The organism is Pseudomonas sp. UBA5568, assembly GCF_002425525.1.
Taxonomy (GTDB): Bacteria; Pseudomonadota; Gammaproteobacteria; order Pseudomonadales; family Pseudomonadaceae; genus Aquipseudomonas; species Aquipseudomonas fulva.
The window spans coordinates 63,077-82,932 of the sequence record NZ_DIMK01000045.1; the positions used below are offsets into that span (position 1 = coordinate 63,077).

The following is a 19,856-nucleotide window of genomic DNA, read 5'->3' on the forward strand; positions in this document are numbered from 1 at the left end:
GGATGCGGGTGAGCCTGGGTTCCAGGCTCACCCGAGGGGCCGACAGACGGCCCCGAAGGCGATCAGACGCCGTAGCTCATCAGACGATCGTAACGGCGAGCCAGCAGTGCGTCGTGGTCCAACCCGCTGAGCATGTCCAGCTGCTGCACCAGCTCGGCGCGGATGCTTTCGGACATGGCGGCAGGGTCACGGTGAGCGCCACCCAGTGGCTCCGGGATAACCTTGTCGACGATGTCCAGGCTCTTGAGGCGCTCAGCCGTGATGCCCATGGCCTCGGCGGCATCGGCAGCCTTGTCGGCCGTCTTCCACAGGATCGAAGCGCAGCCTTCGGGCGAGATGACCGAGTAGGTGGAGTACTGCAGCATGTTCAGCTGGTCGCACACGCCGATGGCCAGCGCGCCGCCCGACCCGCCTTCACCGATCACCGTAGCGATGATTGGCGTCTTCAGGCGCGCCATCACGCGCAGGTTCCAGGCGATGGCCTCGCTCTGGTTACGCTCTTCGGCGTCGATACCTGGATAGGCACCCGGCGTGTCGATGAAGGTCAGAATCGGCATGCGGAAACGCTCGGCCATTTCCATCAGACGGCACGCCTTGCGGTAGCCCTCAGGGCGCGGCATGCCGAAGTTACGGCGAACCTTCTCCCGCACTTCGCGGCCCTTCTGGTGCCCGATGACCATGACCGGCTTGCCGTCCAGGCGTGCGGTACCGCCAACGATGGCAGCATCGTCGGAGAAGTGGCGATCGCCGTGCAGTTCTTCGAATTCGGTGAAGATGTGCTGCAGGTAGTCCAGGGTATAGGGACGACGCGGGTGACGTGCCAGGCGAGCGATCTGCCAGCTGGTCAGGTTGCCGAAGATGCTTTCGGTCAGGGTATTGCTCTTGTCTTGCAGACGGGCAATTTCATCGCTGATGTTCAGCGAATTGTCGTTGCCTACCAGGCGCAGGCCTTCGATCTTGGCTTGCAGGTCGGCAATCGGCTGTTCGAAATCGAGAAAGTTCGGGTTCATAGTCATCCGTCTTGGGTCTACGGCCAGGCGGCCGGCCGGTTGATCCGTTTGGCGCCATACCTTAAGGGATCAGGCGCCTTCAGGTCGAGATTAAATGTTGAGCGGCTCAACGGTATTGCAAAAAGACGTTCTCACGTCCGAACTGGTCACGCAGGGTCTGAATCAGCCCGTCTGCGGGGTCGATGGCCCACTGGTCGCCAAATTGCAGCATGGCCTTGGCATCGCTGCCGGTGTATTCCAGCGTGATCGGGCAGGCGCCGCGGTGACGGGTGATCAACTCACCCAGCCACTTGAGGCGATCGCCCTTGAGCGCCTCGTGGGCGACCTTCAGGCGCAGGCTCTCGGCCAGCTTGGTACGGGCATCCTCCAAGGTCATCACCTGCTTGACCCGCAGCCGCAGGCCGCCTGAGAAATCGTCGTTGCTGACCTCCCCTTCGACCACCACCATCGCATCGTTCTGCAGCAGTGACTGGGCCGTGATATAGGCATCGGCAAACAGCGAGGCCTCGATGCGGCCAGACCTGTCGTCCAGGGTGACGAACCCCATCTTGTCGCCCTTTTTGTTCTTCATGACCCGCAGGGCGATGATCATGCCGGCGATGGTCTGGGTTTCGCGCGAGGGCTTGAGGTCGATGATGCGCTGGCGCGCGAAGCGGCGGATTTCAGCCTCGTATTCATCGATCGGGTGACCGGTGAGGTAAAGCCCCAGCGTGTCCTTCTCGCCCTTGAGCCGCTCCTTGAGCGTCAGTGGTCGCGCTTTGCGATAACTGGCATACACGTCGGCGTCCGGCTCGTCGAACATGCCGCCGAACAGGTCGATGTGACCGCTGTCGGCCGTGCGGGCCGTCTGCTCGGCCGCCTTGATGGCATCGCCCAGTGCCGCCAGCAGGATGGCCCGGTTGATGTCGATGTGGGCATGGTAAGCCTTGATCTCGTCATGAAAATGCGGGCCGAGCCGGTCCAGCGCGCCACTGCGTACCAGCGCATCGAGGGTGCGCTTGTTGACGCGCTTGAGGTCGATGCGCTCGCAAAAGTCATACAGGTCCTTGAACGGGCCGCCCTCGGCACGGGCCTCGACGATCGCCTCCACAGGCCCCTCACCCACGCCCTTGATGGCGCCAAGGCCATACACAATGCGGCCATCGTCGTTGACGGTGAACTTGAAGTCCGAGAAGTTCACATCTGGCGCGTCCAGACGCAACTTCATGGTGCGCACTTCCTCGACCAGCACCACCACCTTGTCGGTGTTGTGCATGTCCGCCGACAACACCGCGGCCATGAACGGGGCCGGGTGGTGGGTCTTGAGCCAGGCTGTCTGGTAGGACACCAGGCCATAGGCGGCCGAGTGAGACTTGTTGAAGCCGTAACCTGCGAACTTCTCTACCAGGTCGAAGATGTTGCCCGCAAGATCCCCATCGATTCCATTATTGGCACAGCCTTCAATGAAACCGCCGCGCTGCTTGGCCATTTCCTCGGGCTTCTTCTTGCCCATCGCCCGACGCAGCATGTCGGCGCCACCCAAGGTGTACCCCGCCATCACCTGGGCGATCTGCATCACCTGCTCCTGATACAGGATGATGCCGTAGGTTGGCGCCAGCACCGGCTGCAGGCCGTCATACTGATAGTCCGGATGCGGGTAGGCCAGCTCGGCACGTCCGTGCTTGCGGTTGATGAAGTCGTCCACCATGCCCGACTGCAGCGGGCCGGGGCGGAACAGTGCCACCAAGGCGATGAGGTCTTCAAGGCAGTCGGGCTTGAGCTTCTTGATCAGCTCTTTCATGCCGCGCGATTCGAGCTGGAACACCGCTGTGGTTTCGGCCTTCTGCAACAGCTCGTAGGTCTTGCGGTCATCGAGCGGGATGAAGTCGATGTTCAGGTCGGGCAGGTCTTTCTTGGCCTGCTCACGGTTGATGATCTCCATCGCCCACTTGATGATGGTCAGGGTGCGCAGGCCCAGGAAGTCGAACTTCACAAGGCCCGCCGCCTCCACGTCGTCCTTGTCGAACTGGGTGATCAGGCCACCGCCTTCTTCGTCGCAGGCGATGGGCGAGAAATCAGTAAGCTTGGTCGGCGCAATGACCACGCCACCGGCGTGCTTGCCGGTACCGCGCGTGACGCCTTCAAGCTTCAGGGCCATGTCCCAGATCTCACGAGCGTCTTCGTCACCCTTGAGGAAGTCGCGCAGGATTTCTTCCTGCTCGTAGGCCTTCTCCAGGGTCATGCCCACTTCGAACGGAATCATCTTCGACAGACGATCGGCCAGGCCATAGGACTTGCCTTGCACGCGTGCCACGTCGCGCACCACGGCCTTGGCCGCCATGGTGCCAAAGGTAATGATCTGGCTCACGGCATTACGCCCGTAGGCCTCTGCCACGTAGTCGATGACCCGGTCCCGGCCGTCCATGCAGAAGTCGACGTCGAAGTCGGGCATGGACACCCGCTCAGGGTTCAGGAAGCGCTCGAACAGCAGGTCGTAGGCCAGCGGGTCGAGGTCGGTGATCTTGAGCACGTAGGCCACCAGCGAGCCTGCACCCGAGCCTCGGCCAGGTCCCACCGGTACGCCGTTGTTCTTGGCCCACTTGATGAAGTCCATCACGATCAGGAAGTAACCGGGGAAGCCCATCTGGATGATGATATCCAGCTCGAACTTCAGGCGATCGAGGTAGACCTGGCGCTTTTGCTCGTAGTCGGGCGTGGTCTCTTTAGGCCACAGCACCGCCAGGCGCTCTTCCAGCCCTTCGTGGGACACGTGCCGCAGGTAATCGTCGATCCCCATGCCATTGGGCGTGGGGAAGTCAGGCAGGAAGTACTTGCCCAGTTGCACCTGGATATTGCAGCGCTTGGCGATTTCGACGGTGTTGGCCAGGGCGTCCGGCAGGTCGCTGAACAGCTCGGCCATTTCCTCGGCCGATTTCAGGTATTGCTGGTCGCTGTACAGGCGCGGGCGACGCGGATCGTCCAGCGTCCAGCCTTCACCGATGCATACACGGGTTTCGTGGGCGTCGAAATCGGTCTGTTTGATGAAACGCACATCGTTGGTGGCCACCAACGGCGCACCCAGCCGATCGGCCAGGGCCACGGCGGCATGCACATACTCTTCGTCCCTGGGGCGACTGGTGCGCTGGACTTCGACATAAAAGCGCTCGGGGAACATGGCCATCCAGTCCTCGAGCAGCGCTTGCGCCTCCTCACTACGCCCCCCCAGCAACGCCATGCCGATGTCGCCTTCCTTGCCCGCCGAAAGCGCGATCAGGCCTTCGCTGGCCGCGGCAATCCAGTCACGCTGGATGATGACCAGGCCATTGCGCTGGCCCTCGGTCCAGCCCCGGGAAAGCAACTCGGTCAGGTTGCGGTAGCCCAGAGGGTTCATGGCCAGGAAGCAGATACGCGACAGCGGCGCCTGCGCATCTTCACCGGCCAACCACAGGTCCGCACCACAGATCGGCTTGATGCCCGCCCCCATGGCCGCCTTGTAGAACTTGACCAGCGAGCACATGTTGCTCTGGTCGGTGATCGCCACCGCAGGCATGTTCATCCCGGCCAGCGCCTTGGCCAGCGGTTTGATCCGGACCAGACCGTCGACCAGCGAGAATTCGGAGTGGACGCGCAGGTGAACGAAGGAAACCGACATGAATGATCCTGTAGCAGTGCTTAACGACAAGGGCGCGATTGTAGCTCAATTGGGCAGGGGTTTTGAGGGCCGGTTGCCCCTGCGCGACGGCAGGGCGGCCTGAGCAAATGCCTGAGAACGTGGTCCAGCCCGGCCCCGCAGGGCCTCAAGCCCCTGGATACGGCAGGGTTGGGTATCAGATCAGCGAGGCAGTCACAGCGTCACGCACACCCCAGGCGGCACGCACGGGCGCAAACGATCGACGATGAATGGGCGTCGGCCCGAGCCGTGCCAGTGCCTCCAGGTGGACCGGCGTCGGGTAGCCTTTGTGCGCGCCTATGCCGTACCCGGGGTAGATCAGCTCGAAGGCGCCCATTTCGCGATCCCGCGTTACCTTGGCCAGGATCGAAGCCGCCGCGATGGCGGGCACCTTGGCATCCCCCTGCACGACCGGTGCCGAGGGCACCGACAGCTGCGGGCAGCGATTGCCGTCGATCAAGGCCATGTTCGGGGTGATGTGCAAGCCTTCCACCGCGCGCTGCATGGCCAGCATGGTGGCATGCAGGATATTGAGGCGATCGATTTCTTCGACTTCGGCGCGGGCAATGAAAAAGCTCAGGGCCTTGTCGCAGATTTCGTCGAACAAGGCCTCACGGCGTGCCTGGGTCAGCTTCTTCGAGTCGTTCAGCCCCAGGATCGGGCGTGCTGGGTCAAGGATCACGGCAGCCGTCACCACGTCGCCACACAGGGGGCCGCGGCCCACTTCGTCGACGCCGGCGACCAAGTCTTCGACCAGGTTGAAATCCAGACCGAACTGCATCTCAGCGTTTCTCCAGCAGGGCCAGCACGGCGTCGGCGGCCTGGTTGGAGGCATCCCGGCGCAACGTGCGGTGAATCTCGTCGAACGAGTCGGTTTGCCCGCTACCGTCGCGCAGCAAGGGCAGCAGCGCATCGACCAGCGCTTCGCTGGTCGCGGCGTCTTGCAGCAACTCGGGCACCAGTGCACGGCGCGCCAGCAGGTTGGGCAAGGACACGTAGGGGCTTTTCACCAGCCGTTTGAGTATCCAGTAGGTAAGCGGCGCCAGGCGGTAGGCGACTACCATGGGTCGCTTGAACAGCAGCGCTTCCAGGGTGGCCGTACCCGATGCGATCAGGACGGCGTCACACGCGGCAAGCGCCTCGTGCGAGCGGCCATCGAGCAGGGCCAACGGCAAATTGCGGCCCTCGAGCATTTGCTCGAGCTGCGCGCGGCGAGCGGCGTTGGCACAGGGCAGCACGAAGCGCACACCCGGCACCTGCTGCTGCAGACGTTGCGCTGCATCCAGGAACAGCGCACCCAGGCGCCCGACTTCGCCCCCACGGCTGCCTGGCATCAGGGCGACCACCGGGCCATCGCCCAGGCCCAGGGCGGCGCGCGCCGCGGGCCGATCCGCCTGCAGGGCAATGGTATCGGCCAGCGGGTGGCCGACGAATCGCACCGGCACGCCCTGCTCTTCATAGAAGCGGGCCTCGAACGGCAACAATGTCAGCATCAGGTCGCAACCCTGACGTATCTTCAACACGCGCTTTTGCCGCCATGCCCACACTGAAGGACTGACGTAGTGGACGGTCTTGATCCCCGCCTGGCGCAGTTTGAGTTCGATCTCCAGCGTAAAGTCGGGCGCATCGATACCGATGAACACGTCCGGCTTCTGCTCGATGAGTGTCTGGACCAGCAGCTTGCGGCGCTTGAGCAATTCACGCAGGCGACCGAGCACCTCGACCAGCCCCATGACGGCCAAGCGCTCCATGGGGAAGTAGGATTGCAGGCCTTCGGCCTCCATGAGCGGGCCACCGACACCGATGAAGCGCACATCGGGATGGCGCGCCTTCAAGGCGCGCATCAAGCCGGAACCGAGGATGTCGCCGCTGGCTTCACCGGCGACCAGGGCTACGCAGAGCTGGGCCATGTCAGCGAGTGATGCCGCGGGCCGAACTCACGATCGACTGGCGGAACAGCTCGACCTCGGGATGCTGCGCCGCCGGCGCTTCGAGTTCGCGCAATGCATCCTCCACCGTCAGGCCCTGGCGGTAGACGATCTTGTAGCAGCGACGCAGCACATGGATGACCTCGTCGCTGAAACCACGGCGGCGCATGCCTTCGAAGTTCATGCTGCGCGCTTCGGCGGGGCTGCCGAAAACGGTGACGAACGCGGGCACGTCCTTGCCGATGGCCGTGCCCATGCCAGAAAACGCATGGGCGCCGATGTGGCAATACTGGTGCACCAGGGTGAACCCGGACAGGATCGCCCAGTCGCCCACATGCACATGGCCCGCCAGCGCAGTGTTGTTGACCAGAATGCAGTGGCTGCCGATCACGCTGTCATGGCCAATGTGGGCATAGGCCATGATCAGGTTATGGTCGCCGACGGTGGTTTCGGCGCGATCCTGCACGGTACCGCGGTGGATCGTGACGCCTTCACGGATGACGTTGTGATCGCCGATCACCAGGCGGGTGGGCTCACCCTTGTACTTGAGGTCCGGGGTGTCTTCGCCAATCGAGGAAAACTGAAAGATACGGTTGTGCTTGCCGATCCGGGTCGGCCCCTTGAGCACAACGTGTGGGCCGATGACGGTGCCCTCCCCGATTTCGACATCGGGGCCAACGATCGACCAAGGGCCCACCTCGACGCCTTCGGCCAGCTTGGCCGAAGGGTCGATGATGGCCCGAGGATCAATCGAATTCATAGGGAGCGTTCCGCACAGGTGATTTCGGCCGAGCATACTGCCTTGCCGTCGACCAGGGCACGGCATTCGAACTTCCAGATCATGCTTTTGCGGCTCAGGAACTTCGCTTCCAGCACCAGCTGGTCACCCGGCAGCACCGGCTGACGGAAACGCAGCTTGTCGGAGCCTACGAAGTAGTACAAGGTGCCGTCGGCAGGCTTGGCATCGAGCATCTTGAAACCGAGGATGCCGGCCGCCTGGGCCATGGCTTCGATGATCAGGACGCCGGGCATGATGGGGTGCGCCGGGAAGTGACCGTTGAAGAACGGCTCGTTGATGCTGACATTCTTGTAGGCACGAATGCTCTGGGCCTCGTAATCCAGATCCGTCACGCGGTCCACTAGCAGGAACGGGTAACGGTGAGGCAGGTATTCGCGAATCTCGTTGATGTCCATCATTTCGGGGGGGAAGCCTGTATAAGAATAGGGAGCGCAGGTGCTGACCACACGCTCCTTTTGCAATCCAAAGAGGAGCCAGCTAGCGACTGTTCACTCTTGCTCAGGAAATGGTATCAGCCTTCTGATGTCGGCTGCCCACCTGAGGTCACGGTATCGACGCGTTTTTCCAACTGCTGGAGACGCTTGGCCATGTCGTCCAGGTGGCGGATACGCGCGGCGCTCTTGCGCCAGTCAGCCAGAGGCTGCATGGCAGTCCCGGAAGAATAGCCACCCGGCTCGGTGATCGAGCGGGTCACCATGGTCATTCCGGACACGAAAACGTTGTCGCAGACATCGATATGACCGACCATGCCCACGCCACCGGCGATGGTGCAATGCTTGCCGATACGCGTACTGCCGGAGATACCCACGCACGCGGCCATGGCCGTATGCTCCCCGATCTGCACGTTGTGGGCAATCTGGATCTGGTTGTCGAGCTTGACGCCGTCGGCGATGCAGGTGTCGGACAAGGCGCCACGGTCCACGGCCGTGTTCACACCAATCTCCACATCGTCACCAATGCTGACCCCGCCGATCTGGGCGATCTTGCGCCACACGCCTTTCTCGTTGGCAAAGCCAAAGCCTTCACCACCGATCACTGCGCCGGACTGGATGACCACCCGCTTGCCAATGGTGACATCGTGATACAGCGTGACCCGCGGCGCCAGCCAGCCCCCTTCGCCGATCACGCAGCGGGCACCGATGAAGCAGTGGGCACCGATGGTGACATGGGCGCCGATACGCGCACCGCTTTCAACGACCGCGAAAGGCCCGACACTGGCCGTCGCGTCTACCTGGGCATCCCCGGCTACCACGGCGCTGGGGTGAATCCCCGCCACAGCCTTGGGTTTGGGGTCGAACAGGTGGGAAATGCGGGCATATGCCAGGTAGGGATCGGCAACGATCAGGGCATGACCGGCGAACGCCTCGGCATCGGCGGCCTTGAGCAGCACGGCAGCCGCCTGGCTCTCGTCCAGGTATTTGCGGTACTGCGGGTTGGCAAGAAAGCTCAACTGACCCGGCCCGGCCTCCTGCAAGGTGGCAAGGCCTGTGATCTGCAGCGTCTCGGGGCCCTTGAGGGTGGCCCCGAGGGTCTCGGCCAGTTGGCCAAGCGTCATGGTCACGGTCATATCAACGGGCTTGGTTCATACGCTCGATAACCTGGCGGGTGATGTCGTACTGAGGCTTGACATCAATGACCGCACCGCGCTCGAGCACCAGGTCGTAACCGCCCTTCTTGATCACTTCCTCGACGGCGCCGTCCAGCTTGGGCTTGAGCTGCTTGAGCATGTCGCGGTCGGCAACGGCCTTGGCTTCGTTCAGCTCCTTGGACTGGAACTGGAAGTCACGGGCCTTTTGCTTGAACTCGAGCTCCAGGCGCTCACGCTCCTGCTGCTGCATCTTGTCACCGCCCTTGATCAGGCGATCCTGGATGCCCTTGGCGCTGCTTTCCAGGCCTTTGAGCTTGGTCAGCTGAGGGCCGAACTTCTTTTCGGCATCCACGGCGTACTTCTTGGCGGCATCGGACTCGAGCAGTGCCATCTGATAGTTCAGGACGGCAACCTTCATTTCGGCGAAAGCCGGGGTGGCGACCAGCGCCGCGGCCACTACGGCCATTTGGGTCAACTTGCGCACGATGAACTCCTGGATAAACCGTTGTCGTTAAGCAAGGGCCGACCTTAGAAGGTCTGGCCCAGAGAGAATTGGAACACCTGGGTGTCTGCCTCGTCCGGCTTCTTGATCGGCATCGCCAGGCTGAAGCTCAACGGGCCCAAGGCCGTGATCCACGTCACGCCAAGACCGACCGAACTGGCCATGTCGGAGAAACCGACCTTGGTGCAGTCCGGCTTGTTGCCGCAGTTGGTGTCGAACACGTTACCCACGTCCCAGAAGACCGAGGTGCGCAGGGAACGCTGATCCTTGACGAACGGCAGCGGGAACAGCAACTCGACGCCGCCCTGGACCAGGACGTTGCCGCCGAATGGAAGCGGGTCTTGGTCGGGGTCTTCAATCGTGCCGTTCACCGGATTGTTTTTACTTGGGGTACTGCGCGGCCCCAGGGTGCTGTCCTTGAAGCCGCGAACCGAGTTGAAGCCGCCCGCGTAGTAGTTCTCGTAGAACGGCAGACCGGAGGTACCCCCGAAGCCGTCACCGTAACCCAGTTCGGTGTGCAGACGCAGGGTGTAGTTCTGGCTCAGTGGCTTGAACAGCTGGCCGCGGTAGTCCAGTTTGTAGAACGACAAGTCGCTGCCTGGAATCGTGGTTTCGAGGCTCAGGCTCTGAGAGTGACCGCGTGTTGCCAGCACACCTTTGTTCAACGTCGATTCGGACCAGCCGATCGAGGCTTTGAAGTTGGTGAAGTTCTCGCCTTCCTTGTTGATGAAATCAAAGATCTCGTCAACGGTGTACTTACCGGTCTTGAGCTTGTCCTGCTGCACACTCAACCCATAGGTCAGGCGCGACGTCTCGCTGATCGGGTAACCCAGGCTCACACCGGCACCCAGGCTGTCCACCGCGTAGCTCGCCACGTCGACGTCGAGGTCGTCGTAGTTGGTGCTGCGGTAGAAGGCGTTGTAACCCAGGCTCACGCCATCGGCAGTGAAGTAGGGATCGACGAAGCCGAAGTTGTATCGCGACTGGTACTCGGACCGGGTCAGGCCAACGGAAACCTTGTTACCGGTACCCAGGAAGTTGCTCTGGCTGATCGAGCCACCCAGGATCAAGCCTGCGCTCTGGGCAAAGCCGACGCTGGCGGTGATCGAACCGGAGGCCTGCTCTTCGACGCTGTAGTTCACGTCGACCTGATCGTCGGTGCCCGGCACCGGTGGGGTCTCGACGTTCACGTCCTTGAAGAAGCCCAGCCGTTCCAGGCGGGTCTTGGACTGGTCGATCAGGTAGGTCGAGGCCCAGCCGCCTTCCATCTGACGCATTTCGCGGCGCAGCACTTCGTCTTCGGTCTTGGTGTTGCCGCGGTAGTTGATGCGGTTGACGTACGCACGCTTGCCCGGATCGACCACGAACATGATGTCGACGGTGTGATCCTGGTCGTTTGGCTGGGGCACGCCGTTGACGTTGGCGAAGGTATAGCCTTCGTTACCCAGGCGACGGGTGATCAGCTCGGACGTGCTGGTCATCACCTTGCGCGAGAACACCTGGCCCGGCTGCACAAGCAGCAGCGACTTGACCTGGTCTTCCGGCACCTTGAGGTCACCGGAGAGCTTCACGTCACGGACGGTGTACTTCTCGCCTTCGTTGATGTTGACGGTGATGTAGACGTGTTTCTTGTCAGGCGTGATGGACACCTGGGTGGACGCGATGTCCATGTTGATGTAGCCGCGGTCCAGGTAGTAGGAACGCAGACGCTCCAGGTCACCGGACAGTTTTTCGCGGGCATACTTGTCGTCATTCTTGAAGAACGACAACCAGTTGGTGGTCTTGAGCTCGAACAGCTGACCCAGGGTGTCGTCATCGAACACGTTGTTGCCAACGATGTTGATGTGCTGGATGGCAGCGACGGTGCCCTCGTTGATCTTGATCTTCAAGGCCACACGGTTGCGCGGCTGAGGCACCACCTCGGCGTCGACCTCGGCCGAGTAGCGGCCCTGGGCCACGTACTGGCGCTGCAGCTCGTTACGCACGCCTTCGAGGGTAGCACGCTGGAAGATCTCGCCTTCGGCCAGGCCCGATTGCTTCAGGCCCTTCATCAGGTCTTCGGTACTGATCGCCTTGTTGCCTTCGATCTCGATGCTCGACACCGACGGGCGCTCGACCACATTGATGATCAGCACGTTGCCATCACGGTTCAGCTCGATGTCCTGGAAGAACCCGGTCTTGAACAGCGAGCGGGTCGACTCCACCAGGCGCCGGTCATCGGCCTGGTCGCCCACGTTCAGGGGCAAGGCACCGAAGACGCTGCCGGCGGAAACCCGCTGCAGGCCATTGACGCGGATATCGGAGATGGTGAAGGACTCGGCGTGAACTTCAGCGATCATCAGTGCGGAGAGCACCGCAGTTAGCAACAGACGTTTCATGAAGTCCTTTTATTCCAACTGGCAATAAACAACCTGCCGTCATGAACGACAGGTTTCGCAATTGAGCGAAGCTTTTATAGTCGACCCAGATCGTTGATCAGGGCGAGCAACATCACCCCCAAGACCAAACTGATACCGATCTGGCCCCCCCAACCTTGTACCCGGTCAGACAACGGACGACCGCGCGCCCATTCAACCAGGTAGAACAGCAAGTGCCCCCCATCCAGTACCGGGATGGGCAGCAGGTTAAGAACCCCCAGGCTTATGCTCAGGTAGGCCAGGAAATTCAGGAAATCCCCCACGCCGGACTGGGCTGAAGCGCCCGCCACTTTAGCAATGGTTATCGGTCCACTCAAGTTTTTTACCGAGAGCTCACCGAACAGCATTTTCTTCAGTGACCCAAGCGTGAGCACGCTCATGTTCCAAGTGCGCGACAGGCCTTCACCCACCGCCTCCAGCGGCCCATAGCTGACTTCGCGCAGCATCGAGGCCGGCCATTGACCGCCTTTGACGCCCGCCCCCAGGTAGCCTGCCGCCGCCTCACCCTCGCCCTTCACGCCCAGCGTTACCGGTACGTCCAAGGGCGCACCGTCGCGCTCCACACGCACTACCACCTGGGCGCCGGGCCGCGCGCGCACGCTATCGACCACCTGCTGCCATTCGTTCACCGACTGGCCGCCGATGCCCAACAACCGGTCGCCGGTCTTCAAGCCCGCCGCCCCGGCCGGCCCCTTGGGGTCGATCTCGGCCAGCACCGGCTCGATGGCCGGGCGCCAGGGTTGAAGCCCCAGCGAGCGAATCGGATCGGGCTCATCGGCGCCCTTCAACCACTGGTCGAGTTTCACCTGGCGCTGCTGCTCGGTACTGCTGCCTTCATCGCGCACACCGATGTTCAGCGTGCCGCTCTCACCCAGGCGGCGAACCAATTGCAGGTTGACCGCCGACCAACCGTTGGTCGGCTTGCCATCCACTGAGACGATTTCCTGACCGGCCGTCAGCCCAGCTGCTGCCGCCGGGCTGCCATTCTCGACGGTGCCGATTACCGGTCGGATCTGCTGGCTGCCTAGCATCGCCAGCACCCAGAAGAAGAAGATGGCCAGCAAAAAGTTGGCGACCGGCCCCGCGGCAACGATCGCGATGCGCTGGCCGACGGGCTTGCGATTGAACGATTGACCCACCAGTGCAGGGGGCACGTCGCCTTCGCGCTCGTCGAGCATCTTCACGTAGCCGCCCAGTGGAATGGCTGCGATGACGAACTCGGTGCCCTGGCGATCATGCCAGCGCACCAGCGGCGTACCGAAGCCCACGGAAAACCGCAGCACTTTCACGCCACAGCGACGCGCCACCCAGAAGTGGCCGAACTCATGGAAGGTGACCAGCACACCCAAGGCGACGAGCGTACCGATGATCATGTAGAGCGCTGTCATGTCCATCTCCGAATGATGAGCAATGGGTCAATAGGGGTGCTGTCGTCGATGACCGGGTGAGCCCGCCTCAGCGGCCGTTGCGGTCCAGCCAGGCCCAGGCCAGCTCGCGCGCGCGCTGGTCGGCGGCAAACACTGCTTCCAGCGTAGTCAGCGGCACCACGGGCTCCTGGTCCAGTACCTGTTCGATCATACTCGCGATCTCCGGGAAGCGGATACGGCCCTGGAGGAACGTCTGCACCGCCACTTCGTTGGCCGCATTGAGCACGGCCGGGGCGCTGTTGCCTGCCTGCGCCGCCTGTCGTGCCAAGCGCAGGCAGGGGAAACGCTGCTCATCGGGCGCCTCGAAATCCAGGCGCGCAATGCTGAACAGGTCCAGCGGCGCGACCCCGGAATCGATTCGCTCTGGCCAGGCCAGGGCATTGGCGATGGGTGTACGCATGTCCGGGTTACCCAACTGTGCCAGCACCGAACCGTCGACGTAATCAACCAGGGAGTGGATCACGCTCTGCGGGTGCACCACCACCTCGACCAAGCTGGGCGGCGCATCGAACAGCCAGCATGCCTCGATCAACTCCAGGCCCTTGTTCATCATGCTGGCCGAGTCGACGGAAATCTTGCGCCCCATCGACCAGTTCGGGTGGGCGCACGCCTGTTCGGGCGTGACGTCCTGCAGGGCCTGGGTCGATGTCTGGCGGAACGGTCCACCCGAGGCCGTCAGCAGAATGCGGCGCACACCCACAGCGCTCAGCCCGCGCGCGTAGTCGCCGGGCATGCACTGGAAGATGGCGTTGTGCTCACTGTCGATGGGCAACAACACGGCGCCCGACTGACGCACGGCGTCCATGAACAAGGCGCCCGACATGACCAGGGCCTCCTTGTTGGCCAGCAGCACCTTCTTGCCGGCCTGCACGGCGGCCAGGGTCGGCCGCAGGCCGGCGGCGCCGACGATAGCGGCCATGACCGCATCCACTTCGCTGGCGCAGGCGACCTGGCACAACCCGGCCTCGCCTTCCAGCACTTCGGTAGCGCACCCTGCCGCTGCCAGGCCTGCACGCAGGCGCCCCGCCGCGTCGGCGCTCGGCACCACGGCGTAGGCCGGGTGATGCCGCACACACAGGGCCAACAGCTCCTCGACGCGGGTGTAGCCGGTCAAGGCGAAGGCCTGATAGCGCTCAGGGTGGCGGGCAATCACGTCCAGGGTACTCAGACCAATGGAGCCGGTGGCCCCCAGCACGGTAATGCGTTGCACTTGACTCACATCACACCCCATTCAGCCGCCCACAACAGCACGGCGAACAATGGGATGGCCGCCGTCAGGCTGTCGATGCGGTCGAGCACGCCACCGTGGCCAGGCAGCAGATTGCTGCTGTCCTTGATGCCCGAGCGGCGCTTGAACATGCTTTCGGTCAGGTCGCCGATCACCGAGGCCATGACCACCAGCGCAGCGCCTGCCAGACCCAGCAGCAGCTGACCAATGCTCCAGTCTCGGCTGATACCCACCACCAGGGTGATCACCAGGCTGACCGCCAGCCCGCCGTACACGCCTTCCCAGCTTTTGCCAGGGCTGACCTGCGGCGCCAGCTTGCGCTTGCCGAAGGCCCTGCCGGAAAAGTACGCACCGATGTCGGCGGCCCAGACCAGAGCCATGACCGACAGGATCAGCCAGTTGCCCAGCGGCCAGTGCTTGAGCAGCACCAGGCCTTGCCAGGCCGGCAGCAACACCAGCAGGCCGATCAGCAGCCGGCAGGCAGCGCTGGCCCACAGTTCGCTGGTGCGTGGGTACGTCAGCACCAGCCAAGTGGCCAACCCCCACCAGATGACGGCAGCCCCAAGCACCCAGGGTGCAAGCTCCGGCAGGATGTACAGCAGCATCAACGCCCCGGCAACGACCAAGGCATAGGCGACACGCAGGGGCTGAGCCATCAACCCCGCCAACCGTGCCCACTCCCAGGCGCCGAGCGTTACCACCAGACCGATGAACAGGGCGAAGTTGCCCCCCTCGAGCAGGAAGAACCCACCCAGCGCTATGGGCAACAGGATCAGCGCGGTAATGATGCGTTGTTTAAGCATTAAGCACGCGCTCCAGCCTCGACCTGCTCGCTGGTCTTACCAAAGCGGCGCTGGCGCGAAGCGAAATCAGCCAATGCACTGCGCATGGCCTCGTGTTTGAAGTCCGGCCAGTAAAGGTCGGAGAAATACAACTCGGCGTAGGCCAGTTGCCACAACAGGAAATTGCTGATGCGATGCTCGCCGCCGGTGCGGATGCACAAGTCCGGCAAAGGCTGCTCGCCGGTCGCAAGGCACGTCTGCAACAACCCTGGGGTGATGTCGTCGGGGCGAAGATGGCCAGCCTGAACTTCACGCGCCAGCCGCTGCGCGGCCTGGGCGATGTCCCACTGCCCACCGTAGTTGGCGGCGATCTGCAGGATGAAGCGGCTGTTGCCTGCGGTCAGCGCCTCGGCTTCGCGCATGGCAGCCTGCAACTCCGGGTGAAAGCGCGAGCGGTCGCCGATGATGCGCAGGCTGATGTTGTTGTCGTTCAAGCGACGCGCCTCGCGACGCAGCGCCGAGAAGAACAACTCCATCAATGCACCGACCTCATCGGCAGGTCGCTGCCAGTTTTCACTGGAGAAGGCAAACAGGGTCAGCACTTCGACGCCGGCCTCGGCGCACACTTCGATGACTGCGCGCACGGCATCGACGCCTGCCTTGTGCCCGGCAACGCCAGGCAACAAGCGCCGTTTCGCCCAGCGATTGTTGCCGTCCATGATGATCGCAACGTGACGCGGCACCGAGGGAGGCACCGCTGGCTTGGTCTTTTCCATTAAAAAAACCCGGCCTTAGACGGCCATCAGGTCCTTTTCCTTGGCCTTGAAGGCTGCATCCACCTCGGCGACGAACTTGTCCGTCAGCTTCTGGATGTCATCGGCAGCGCGGCGCTCTTCGTCTTCGCTGATGGACTTGTCCTTGGTGAGCTTCTTCAAGTCCGCCAGGGCATCACGACGCACGTTGCGCACGGCGACCTTGGCGTCTTCGGCAACGCCGCTGGCCTGCTTGGTGTAGCCCTTGCGGGTTTCTTCGGTCAGGGCAGGCATCGGCACACGGATGGTGGTGCCGGCGCTCGACGGGTTCAGCCCGAGGTCGGAGGTCAGGATGGCCTTTTCGATGGCAGCGCTCAGGTTCTTGTCGTGAGCGACGATCTTCAAGGTGCGCGCGTCCTCGACGCTGATCGCAGCGACCTGGTTCAGCGGCATCTCGCTACCCCAGGCAGTGACCTTGACGCTGTCCAGAATGCTTGGGTGCGCGCGACCGGTGCGGATGGCCGCCAGGTTGCGGCCCAGGGCCTCGATGGACTTGGTCATGCGGTCCTGCGCGTCTTTCTTGATGTCGTTGATCATGCTTGGCCTTCCTCGATCAGAGTGCCTTCAGCGCCGCCCACCACGATGTTCAGCAGGGCGCCTGGCTTGTTCATGTTGAATACCCGCAATGGCATGCCGTGGTCACGGCACAGGCAGATTGCGGTCAAGTCCATCACGCCGAGCTTACGATCCAGGACCTCGTCATAGGTCAGGCGATCGAACTTCTCGGCGTGCGGGTCCTTGAATGGATCGGCAGTGTACACACCATCGACCTTGGTCGCCTTCAGCACCACGTCGGCATCGATTTCGATGGCTCGCAGACAGGCTGCCGAGTCGGTGGTGAAGAACGGGTTGCCGGTACCGGCGGAGAAAATTACCACATCCCCGGAGTTGAGGTGGCGAATCGCTTTGCGACGGTCATAGTGATCGGTGACGCCCACCATGGAGATGGCCGACATGACCAGTGCCGGGATGTTCGAGCGCTCCAGCGCATCGCGCATGGCCAGGGCGTTCATCACGGTAGCCAGCATCCCCATGTGGTCGCCGGTAACGCGGTCCATGCCGGCGGCGCTCAGCGCAGCCCCTCGGAACAGGTTGCCACCACCGATGACCAGGCCGACCTGCACACCGATACCGACCAGCTGCCCTACTTCAAGGGCCATGCGATCGAGCACCTTCGGGTCGATCCCGAAGTCTTCGGAGCCCATCAGGGCCTCGCCGCTAAGTTTGAGCAAAATGCGTTTATAGCGAGGTTGGCGACCACTCACCTGCTGAGCCATTGCGAGTCTCTCCTGCGGCGTACTGTAGAAAATTCGTGCGGGCTGTTTGCAGCCTGCTAACTGTAGCGTGGCACCGTTTCGGCGCCAGCGGCGGCAGCGTCGTGTAAACGCCTCGCCGCTTTGACAAAGAGGCTGCGCGCGTGAGCGGGCAGCCTCTTTGGGGCGACAGACGGGGCTGTCTTACTGCTTGGCAGCAGCAACCTGTGCGGCAACTTCGGCAGCGAAGTCGTCGACTGGCTTCTCGATGCCTTCGCCAACCTTGAAGTAGGTGAAGGAAACGATTTCAGCACCGGCTTTCTTGGCCAGCTCGCCGACCTTGACTTCCGGGTTCATGACGAACGCCTGCTCTTTGAGCGAGGCTTCAGCCTTGAACTTGGTGATACGGCCGTTGATCATGTTTTCAACGATGTTTTCCGGCTTGCCGGCGATCTTGTCGGCGTTCAGCTGCAGGAAGACACCCTTCTCGCGCTCGATGGCTTCGGCGGAGATTTCCGACGAGTCCAGGAACTCGGGGTTGGACGCTGCAACGTGCATGGCGATGTTCTTGGCCAGCTCGACGTCACCGCCTTTCAGGACAACGACAGCACCGATCTTGTTGCCGTGCAGGTAGGCGCCGACCACGTCGCCTTCCACACGTACCAGGCGGCGGATGTTGACGTTTTCGCCGCACTTGGCGACCAGGGCTTCACGGGCAGCTTCACGCGAGGCGATCAGCGGAGCGGCGTCGGTCAGCTTCTGGGCGAAGGCTTCTTCCAGGCTTTCGGCGACGAAGTTCTTGAAGTCGTCTTGCAGGGCCAGGAAGTCGGTCTGCGAGTTCACTTCCAGCAGTACGGCGGCCTTGCCGTCGGTCTTGACGGCGATAGCGCCTTCGGCAGCCACGTTGCCAGCCTTCTTGGCGGCCTTGATGGCGCCCGAGGCACGCATGTCGTCAATGGCTTTTTCGATGTCGCCGTCAGCCTTTTCCAGGGCTTTCTTGCAATCCATCATGCCTTCGCCGGTACGCTCGCGCAGTTCTTTGACCAGCGCTGCAGTAATTGCTGCCATTTCAAAATCCTCTTGGAAAGTTTTTCAACCATTCCACCCGTTTGTGACGGGCGTTCAATTCTGCTAATCCGCTGTCTGTGCCTGCATGCCCATGAAAGGGACGGCTGCCGACAGCAGGATTTCAAGGTGGCAAAAAGGGGGCATAGCCCCCTTTTCGCGTGCCAAGTCGACGCTAGCGTCTATTACTCGGCAGCAGGTGCAGCCGCTTCTTCAGCGTAGACTTCGGTGCCGCCAGCAACGTTGTTGCGGCCACGGATGACAGCGTCAGCCATGGAAGTCATGTACAGCTCGATAGCGCGAATGGCGTCATCGTTACCTGGGATGATGTAGTCAACACCTTCCGGGCTGCTGTTGGTATCGACAACGCCAATGACCGGGATACCCAGTTTGTTGGCTTCGGTGATCGCGATGCGCTCGTGATCAACGTCGATGACGAACAGAGCGTCAGGCAGACCGCCCATGTCCTTGATGCCGCCCAGGCTGCGGTCCAGTTTTTCCAGATCGCGGGAGCGCATCAGGGCTTCTTTCTTGGTCAGCTTGGCAAAGGTGCCATCTTCGGCCTGAGTTTCCAGGTCGCGCAGACGCTTGATCGAAGCACGGATGGTCTTGTAGTTGGTCAGCATGCCGCCCAACCAACGGTGGTCAACGTACGGCGAACCGCAACGAGCAGCTTGCTCGGCGACGATCTTGCCGGCGGAACGCTTGGTGCCGACGAACAGGATCTTGTTCTTGCCCTGGGCCAGGCGCTCAACGAACGACAGGGCGTCGTTGAACATCGGCAGGGTTTTTTCCAGGTTGACGATGTGGATCTTGTTGCGCGCACCGAAAATGTACTTGCCCATTTTCGGGTTCCAGTAACGGGTCTGGTGGCCGAAGTGCACACCGGCCTTCAGCATATCGCGCATGTTGACTTGGGACATGATAGTTCCTTGATAAGTCGGGTTGGGCCTCCACGTATCCCAATGACCAACCCGCGAACCCTGAAGCTCGGGGCACCCAGGCCATCGTGTCGACACGTGTGTGGGTTTGGATGCAGACGGAGCTGGCTCCGAAAGCGGCGCATGTTATACCACAGGCTGCGCGCAAACAAAACACGAAACTCACCCCCCAACCGCCGGACGGCAGGGCATGTGCGCCAGCGCACGACCAGCGACGGTGCAGGTGTGGCGTGTTTGCAAGGGCCGCGTGCCGCTACGAGCCCGCACCTCTGATAGAATGACGCCTTTCCCGATTTGAACGCGCCGCCTGCGGCGCCGAGTAGAGAGCCTGTAATGACCGTCACCATCAAGACTGCAGAAGACATCGAGAAGATGCGCATCGCCGGCCGCCTGGCAGCCGACGTGCTGGAAATGATCGAGGAGCACGTCAAGCCCGGTGTCACCACCGAGGAGCT

General features: G+C 62.3%; 17 protein-coding genes and 1 pseudogene. 1 reads left to right on the top strand and 17 read right to left on the bottom strand.

Features of this window, described 5'->3' with window-relative positions:
• Nucleotides 1-62: 62 nt before the first annotated feature.
• From B2S33_RS14195 to rpsB, 17 genes are all read right to left on the bottom strand, one after another.
• The gene (locus tag B2S33_RS14195) at nucleotides 63-1,010 is read right to left on the bottom strand and encodes an acetyl-CoA carboxylase carboxyltransferase subunit alpha (protein WP_027913883.1); all 948 of its coding nucleotides are present in this window, start codon (nucleotides 1,008-1,010) and stop codon (nucleotides 63-65) included.
• A 106-nt stretch (nucleotides 1,011-1,116) separates the two neighbouring features.
• Entirely contained in the window at nucleotides 1,117-4,641 is a 3,525-nt protein-coding gene (gene dnaE, locus B2S33_RS14200) for a DNA polymerase III subunit alpha (RefSeq protein ID WP_027913882.1), read from the bottom strand.
• Nucleotides 4,642-4,816: 175 nt separating this feature from the next.
• Nucleotides 4,817-5,440, bottom strand: coding sequence for a ribonuclease HII (gene rnhB, locus B2S33_RS14205; protein WP_280076612.1), 624 nt, complete (start codon nucleotides 5,438-5,440; stop codon nucleotides 4,817-4,819).
• 1 nt (nucleotide 5,441) lies between these two features.
• Complete coding sequence (gene lpxB, locus B2S33_RS14210) at nucleotides 5,442-6,569, bottom strand: lipid-A-disaccharide synthase (RefSeq protein WP_027913880.1); 1,128 nt, start codon at nucleotides 6,567-6,569, stop codon at nucleotides 5,442-5,444.
• 1 nt (nucleotide 6,570) lies between these two features.
• Complete coding sequence (lpxA, locus tag B2S33_RS14215; protein WP_027913879.1) at nucleotides 6,571-7,347, bottom strand: acyl-ACP--UDP-N-acetylglucosamine O-acyltransferase; 777 nt, start codon at nucleotides 7,345-7,347, stop codon at nucleotides 6,571-6,573.
• Nucleotides 7,344-7,784, bottom strand: a complete 441-nt coding sequence (fabZ, locus tag B2S33_RS14220) for a 3-hydroxyacyl-ACP dehydratase FabZ (RefSeq protein ID WP_023534097.1) — start codon at nucleotides 7,782-7,784, stop codon at nucleotides 7,344-7,346. Before fabZ ends, lpxA begins: the two co-directional genes overlap by 4 nt.
• A 113-nt stretch (nucleotides 7,785-7,897) precedes the next feature.
• Nucleotides 7,898-8,953, bottom strand: a complete 1,056-nt coding sequence (lpxD, locus tag B2S33_RS14225) for a UDP-3-O-(3-hydroxymyristoyl)glucosamine N-acyltransferase (RefSeq protein ID WP_023534150.1) — start codon at nucleotides 8,951-8,953, stop codon at nucleotides 7,898-7,900.
• Nucleotide 8,954: 1 nt separating this feature from the next.
• On the bottom strand, nucleotides 8,955-9,458 hold the full coding sequence (locus B2S33_RS14230; protein WP_023534153.1) for an OmpH family outer membrane protein: 504 nt from the start codon (nucleotides 9,456-9,458) through the stop codon (nucleotides 8,955-8,957).
• 44 nt (nucleotides 9,459-9,502) lie between these two features.
• Nucleotides 9,503-11,854 carry an outer membrane protein assembly factor BamA gene (gene bamA, locus B2S33_RS14235; RefSeq protein ID WP_145280647.1) on the bottom strand — a complete coding sequence of 784 codons (2,352 nt, stop codon included), beginning with the start codon at nucleotides 11,852-11,854 and terminating at the stop codon, nucleotides 9,503-9,505.
• Between the two features lie 74 nt (nucleotides 11,855-11,928).
• The gene (gene rseP / locus B2S33_RS14240; RefSeq protein ID WP_288650533.1) at nucleotides 11,929-13,281 is read right to left on the bottom strand and encodes an RIP metalloprotease RseP; all 1,353 of its coding nucleotides are present in this window, start codon (nucleotides 13,279-13,281) and stop codon (nucleotides 11,929-11,931) included.
• Nucleotides 13,282-13,348: 67 nt separating this feature from the next.
• Nucleotides 13,349-14,539 (bottom strand): 1-deoxy-D-xylulose-5-phosphate reductoisomerase, encoded by a 1,191-nt coding sequence (gene ispC / locus B2S33_RS14245; RefSeq protein ID WP_288650534.1) that lies wholly within the window; start codon nucleotides 14,537-14,539, stop codon nucleotides 13,349-13,351.
• Nucleotides 14,536-15,351 carry a phosphatidate cytidylyltransferase gene (locus tag B2S33_RS14250; protein ID WP_028686886.1) on the bottom strand — a complete coding sequence of 272 codons (816 nt, stop codon included), beginning with the start codon at nucleotides 15,349-15,351 and terminating at the stop codon, nucleotides 14,536-14,538. The genes ispC and B2S33_RS14250 overlap by 4 nt, the downstream gene beginning before the upstream one ends.
• Nucleotides 15,351-16,106, bottom strand: a complete 756-nt coding sequence (gene uppS / locus B2S33_RS14255; protein ID WP_027913873.1) for a polyprenyl diphosphate synthase — start codon at nucleotides 16,104-16,106, stop codon at nucleotides 15,351-15,353. The genes B2S33_RS14250 and uppS overlap by 1 nt, the downstream gene beginning before the upstream one ends.
• A 15-nt stretch (nucleotides 16,107-16,121) precedes the next feature.
• Nucleotides 16,122-16,679 (bottom strand): ribosome recycling factor, encoded by a 558-nt coding sequence (gene frr, locus B2S33_RS14260; RefSeq protein WP_049695527.1) that lies wholly within the window; start codon nucleotides 16,677-16,679, stop codon nucleotides 16,122-16,124.
• Complete coding sequence (gene pyrH / locus B2S33_RS14265; RefSeq protein WP_023534028.1) at nucleotides 16,676-17,419, bottom strand: UMP kinase; 744 nt, start codon at nucleotides 17,417-17,419, stop codon at nucleotides 16,676-16,678. The genes frr and pyrH overlap by 4 nt, the downstream gene beginning before the upstream one ends.
• 180 nt (nucleotides 17,420-17,599) lie before the next feature.
• Nucleotides 17,600-18,463 carry a translation elongation factor Ts gene (tsf, locus tag B2S33_RS14270; protein WP_023534066.1) on the bottom strand — a complete coding sequence of 288 codons (864 nt, stop codon included), beginning with the start codon at nucleotides 18,461-18,463 and terminating at the stop codon, nucleotides 17,600-17,602.
• Nucleotides 18,464-18,645: 182 nt separating this feature from the next.
• Nucleotides 18,646-19,383: a 30S ribosomal protein S2 gene (rpsB, locus tag B2S33_RS14275; protein ID WP_003252287.1), complete on the bottom strand. Its 738-nt coding sequence runs from the start codon at nucleotides 19,381-19,383 to the stop codon at nucleotides 18,646-18,648.
• A 351-nt stretch (nucleotides 19,384-19,734) separates the two neighbouring features.
• On the opposite strand from rpsB, the pseudogene B2S33_RS14280 reads away from it, so the two are divergent.
• Nucleotides 19,735-19,856, top strand: a pseudogene (locus B2S33_RS14280) (type I methionyl aminopeptidase); the annotation flags it as partial.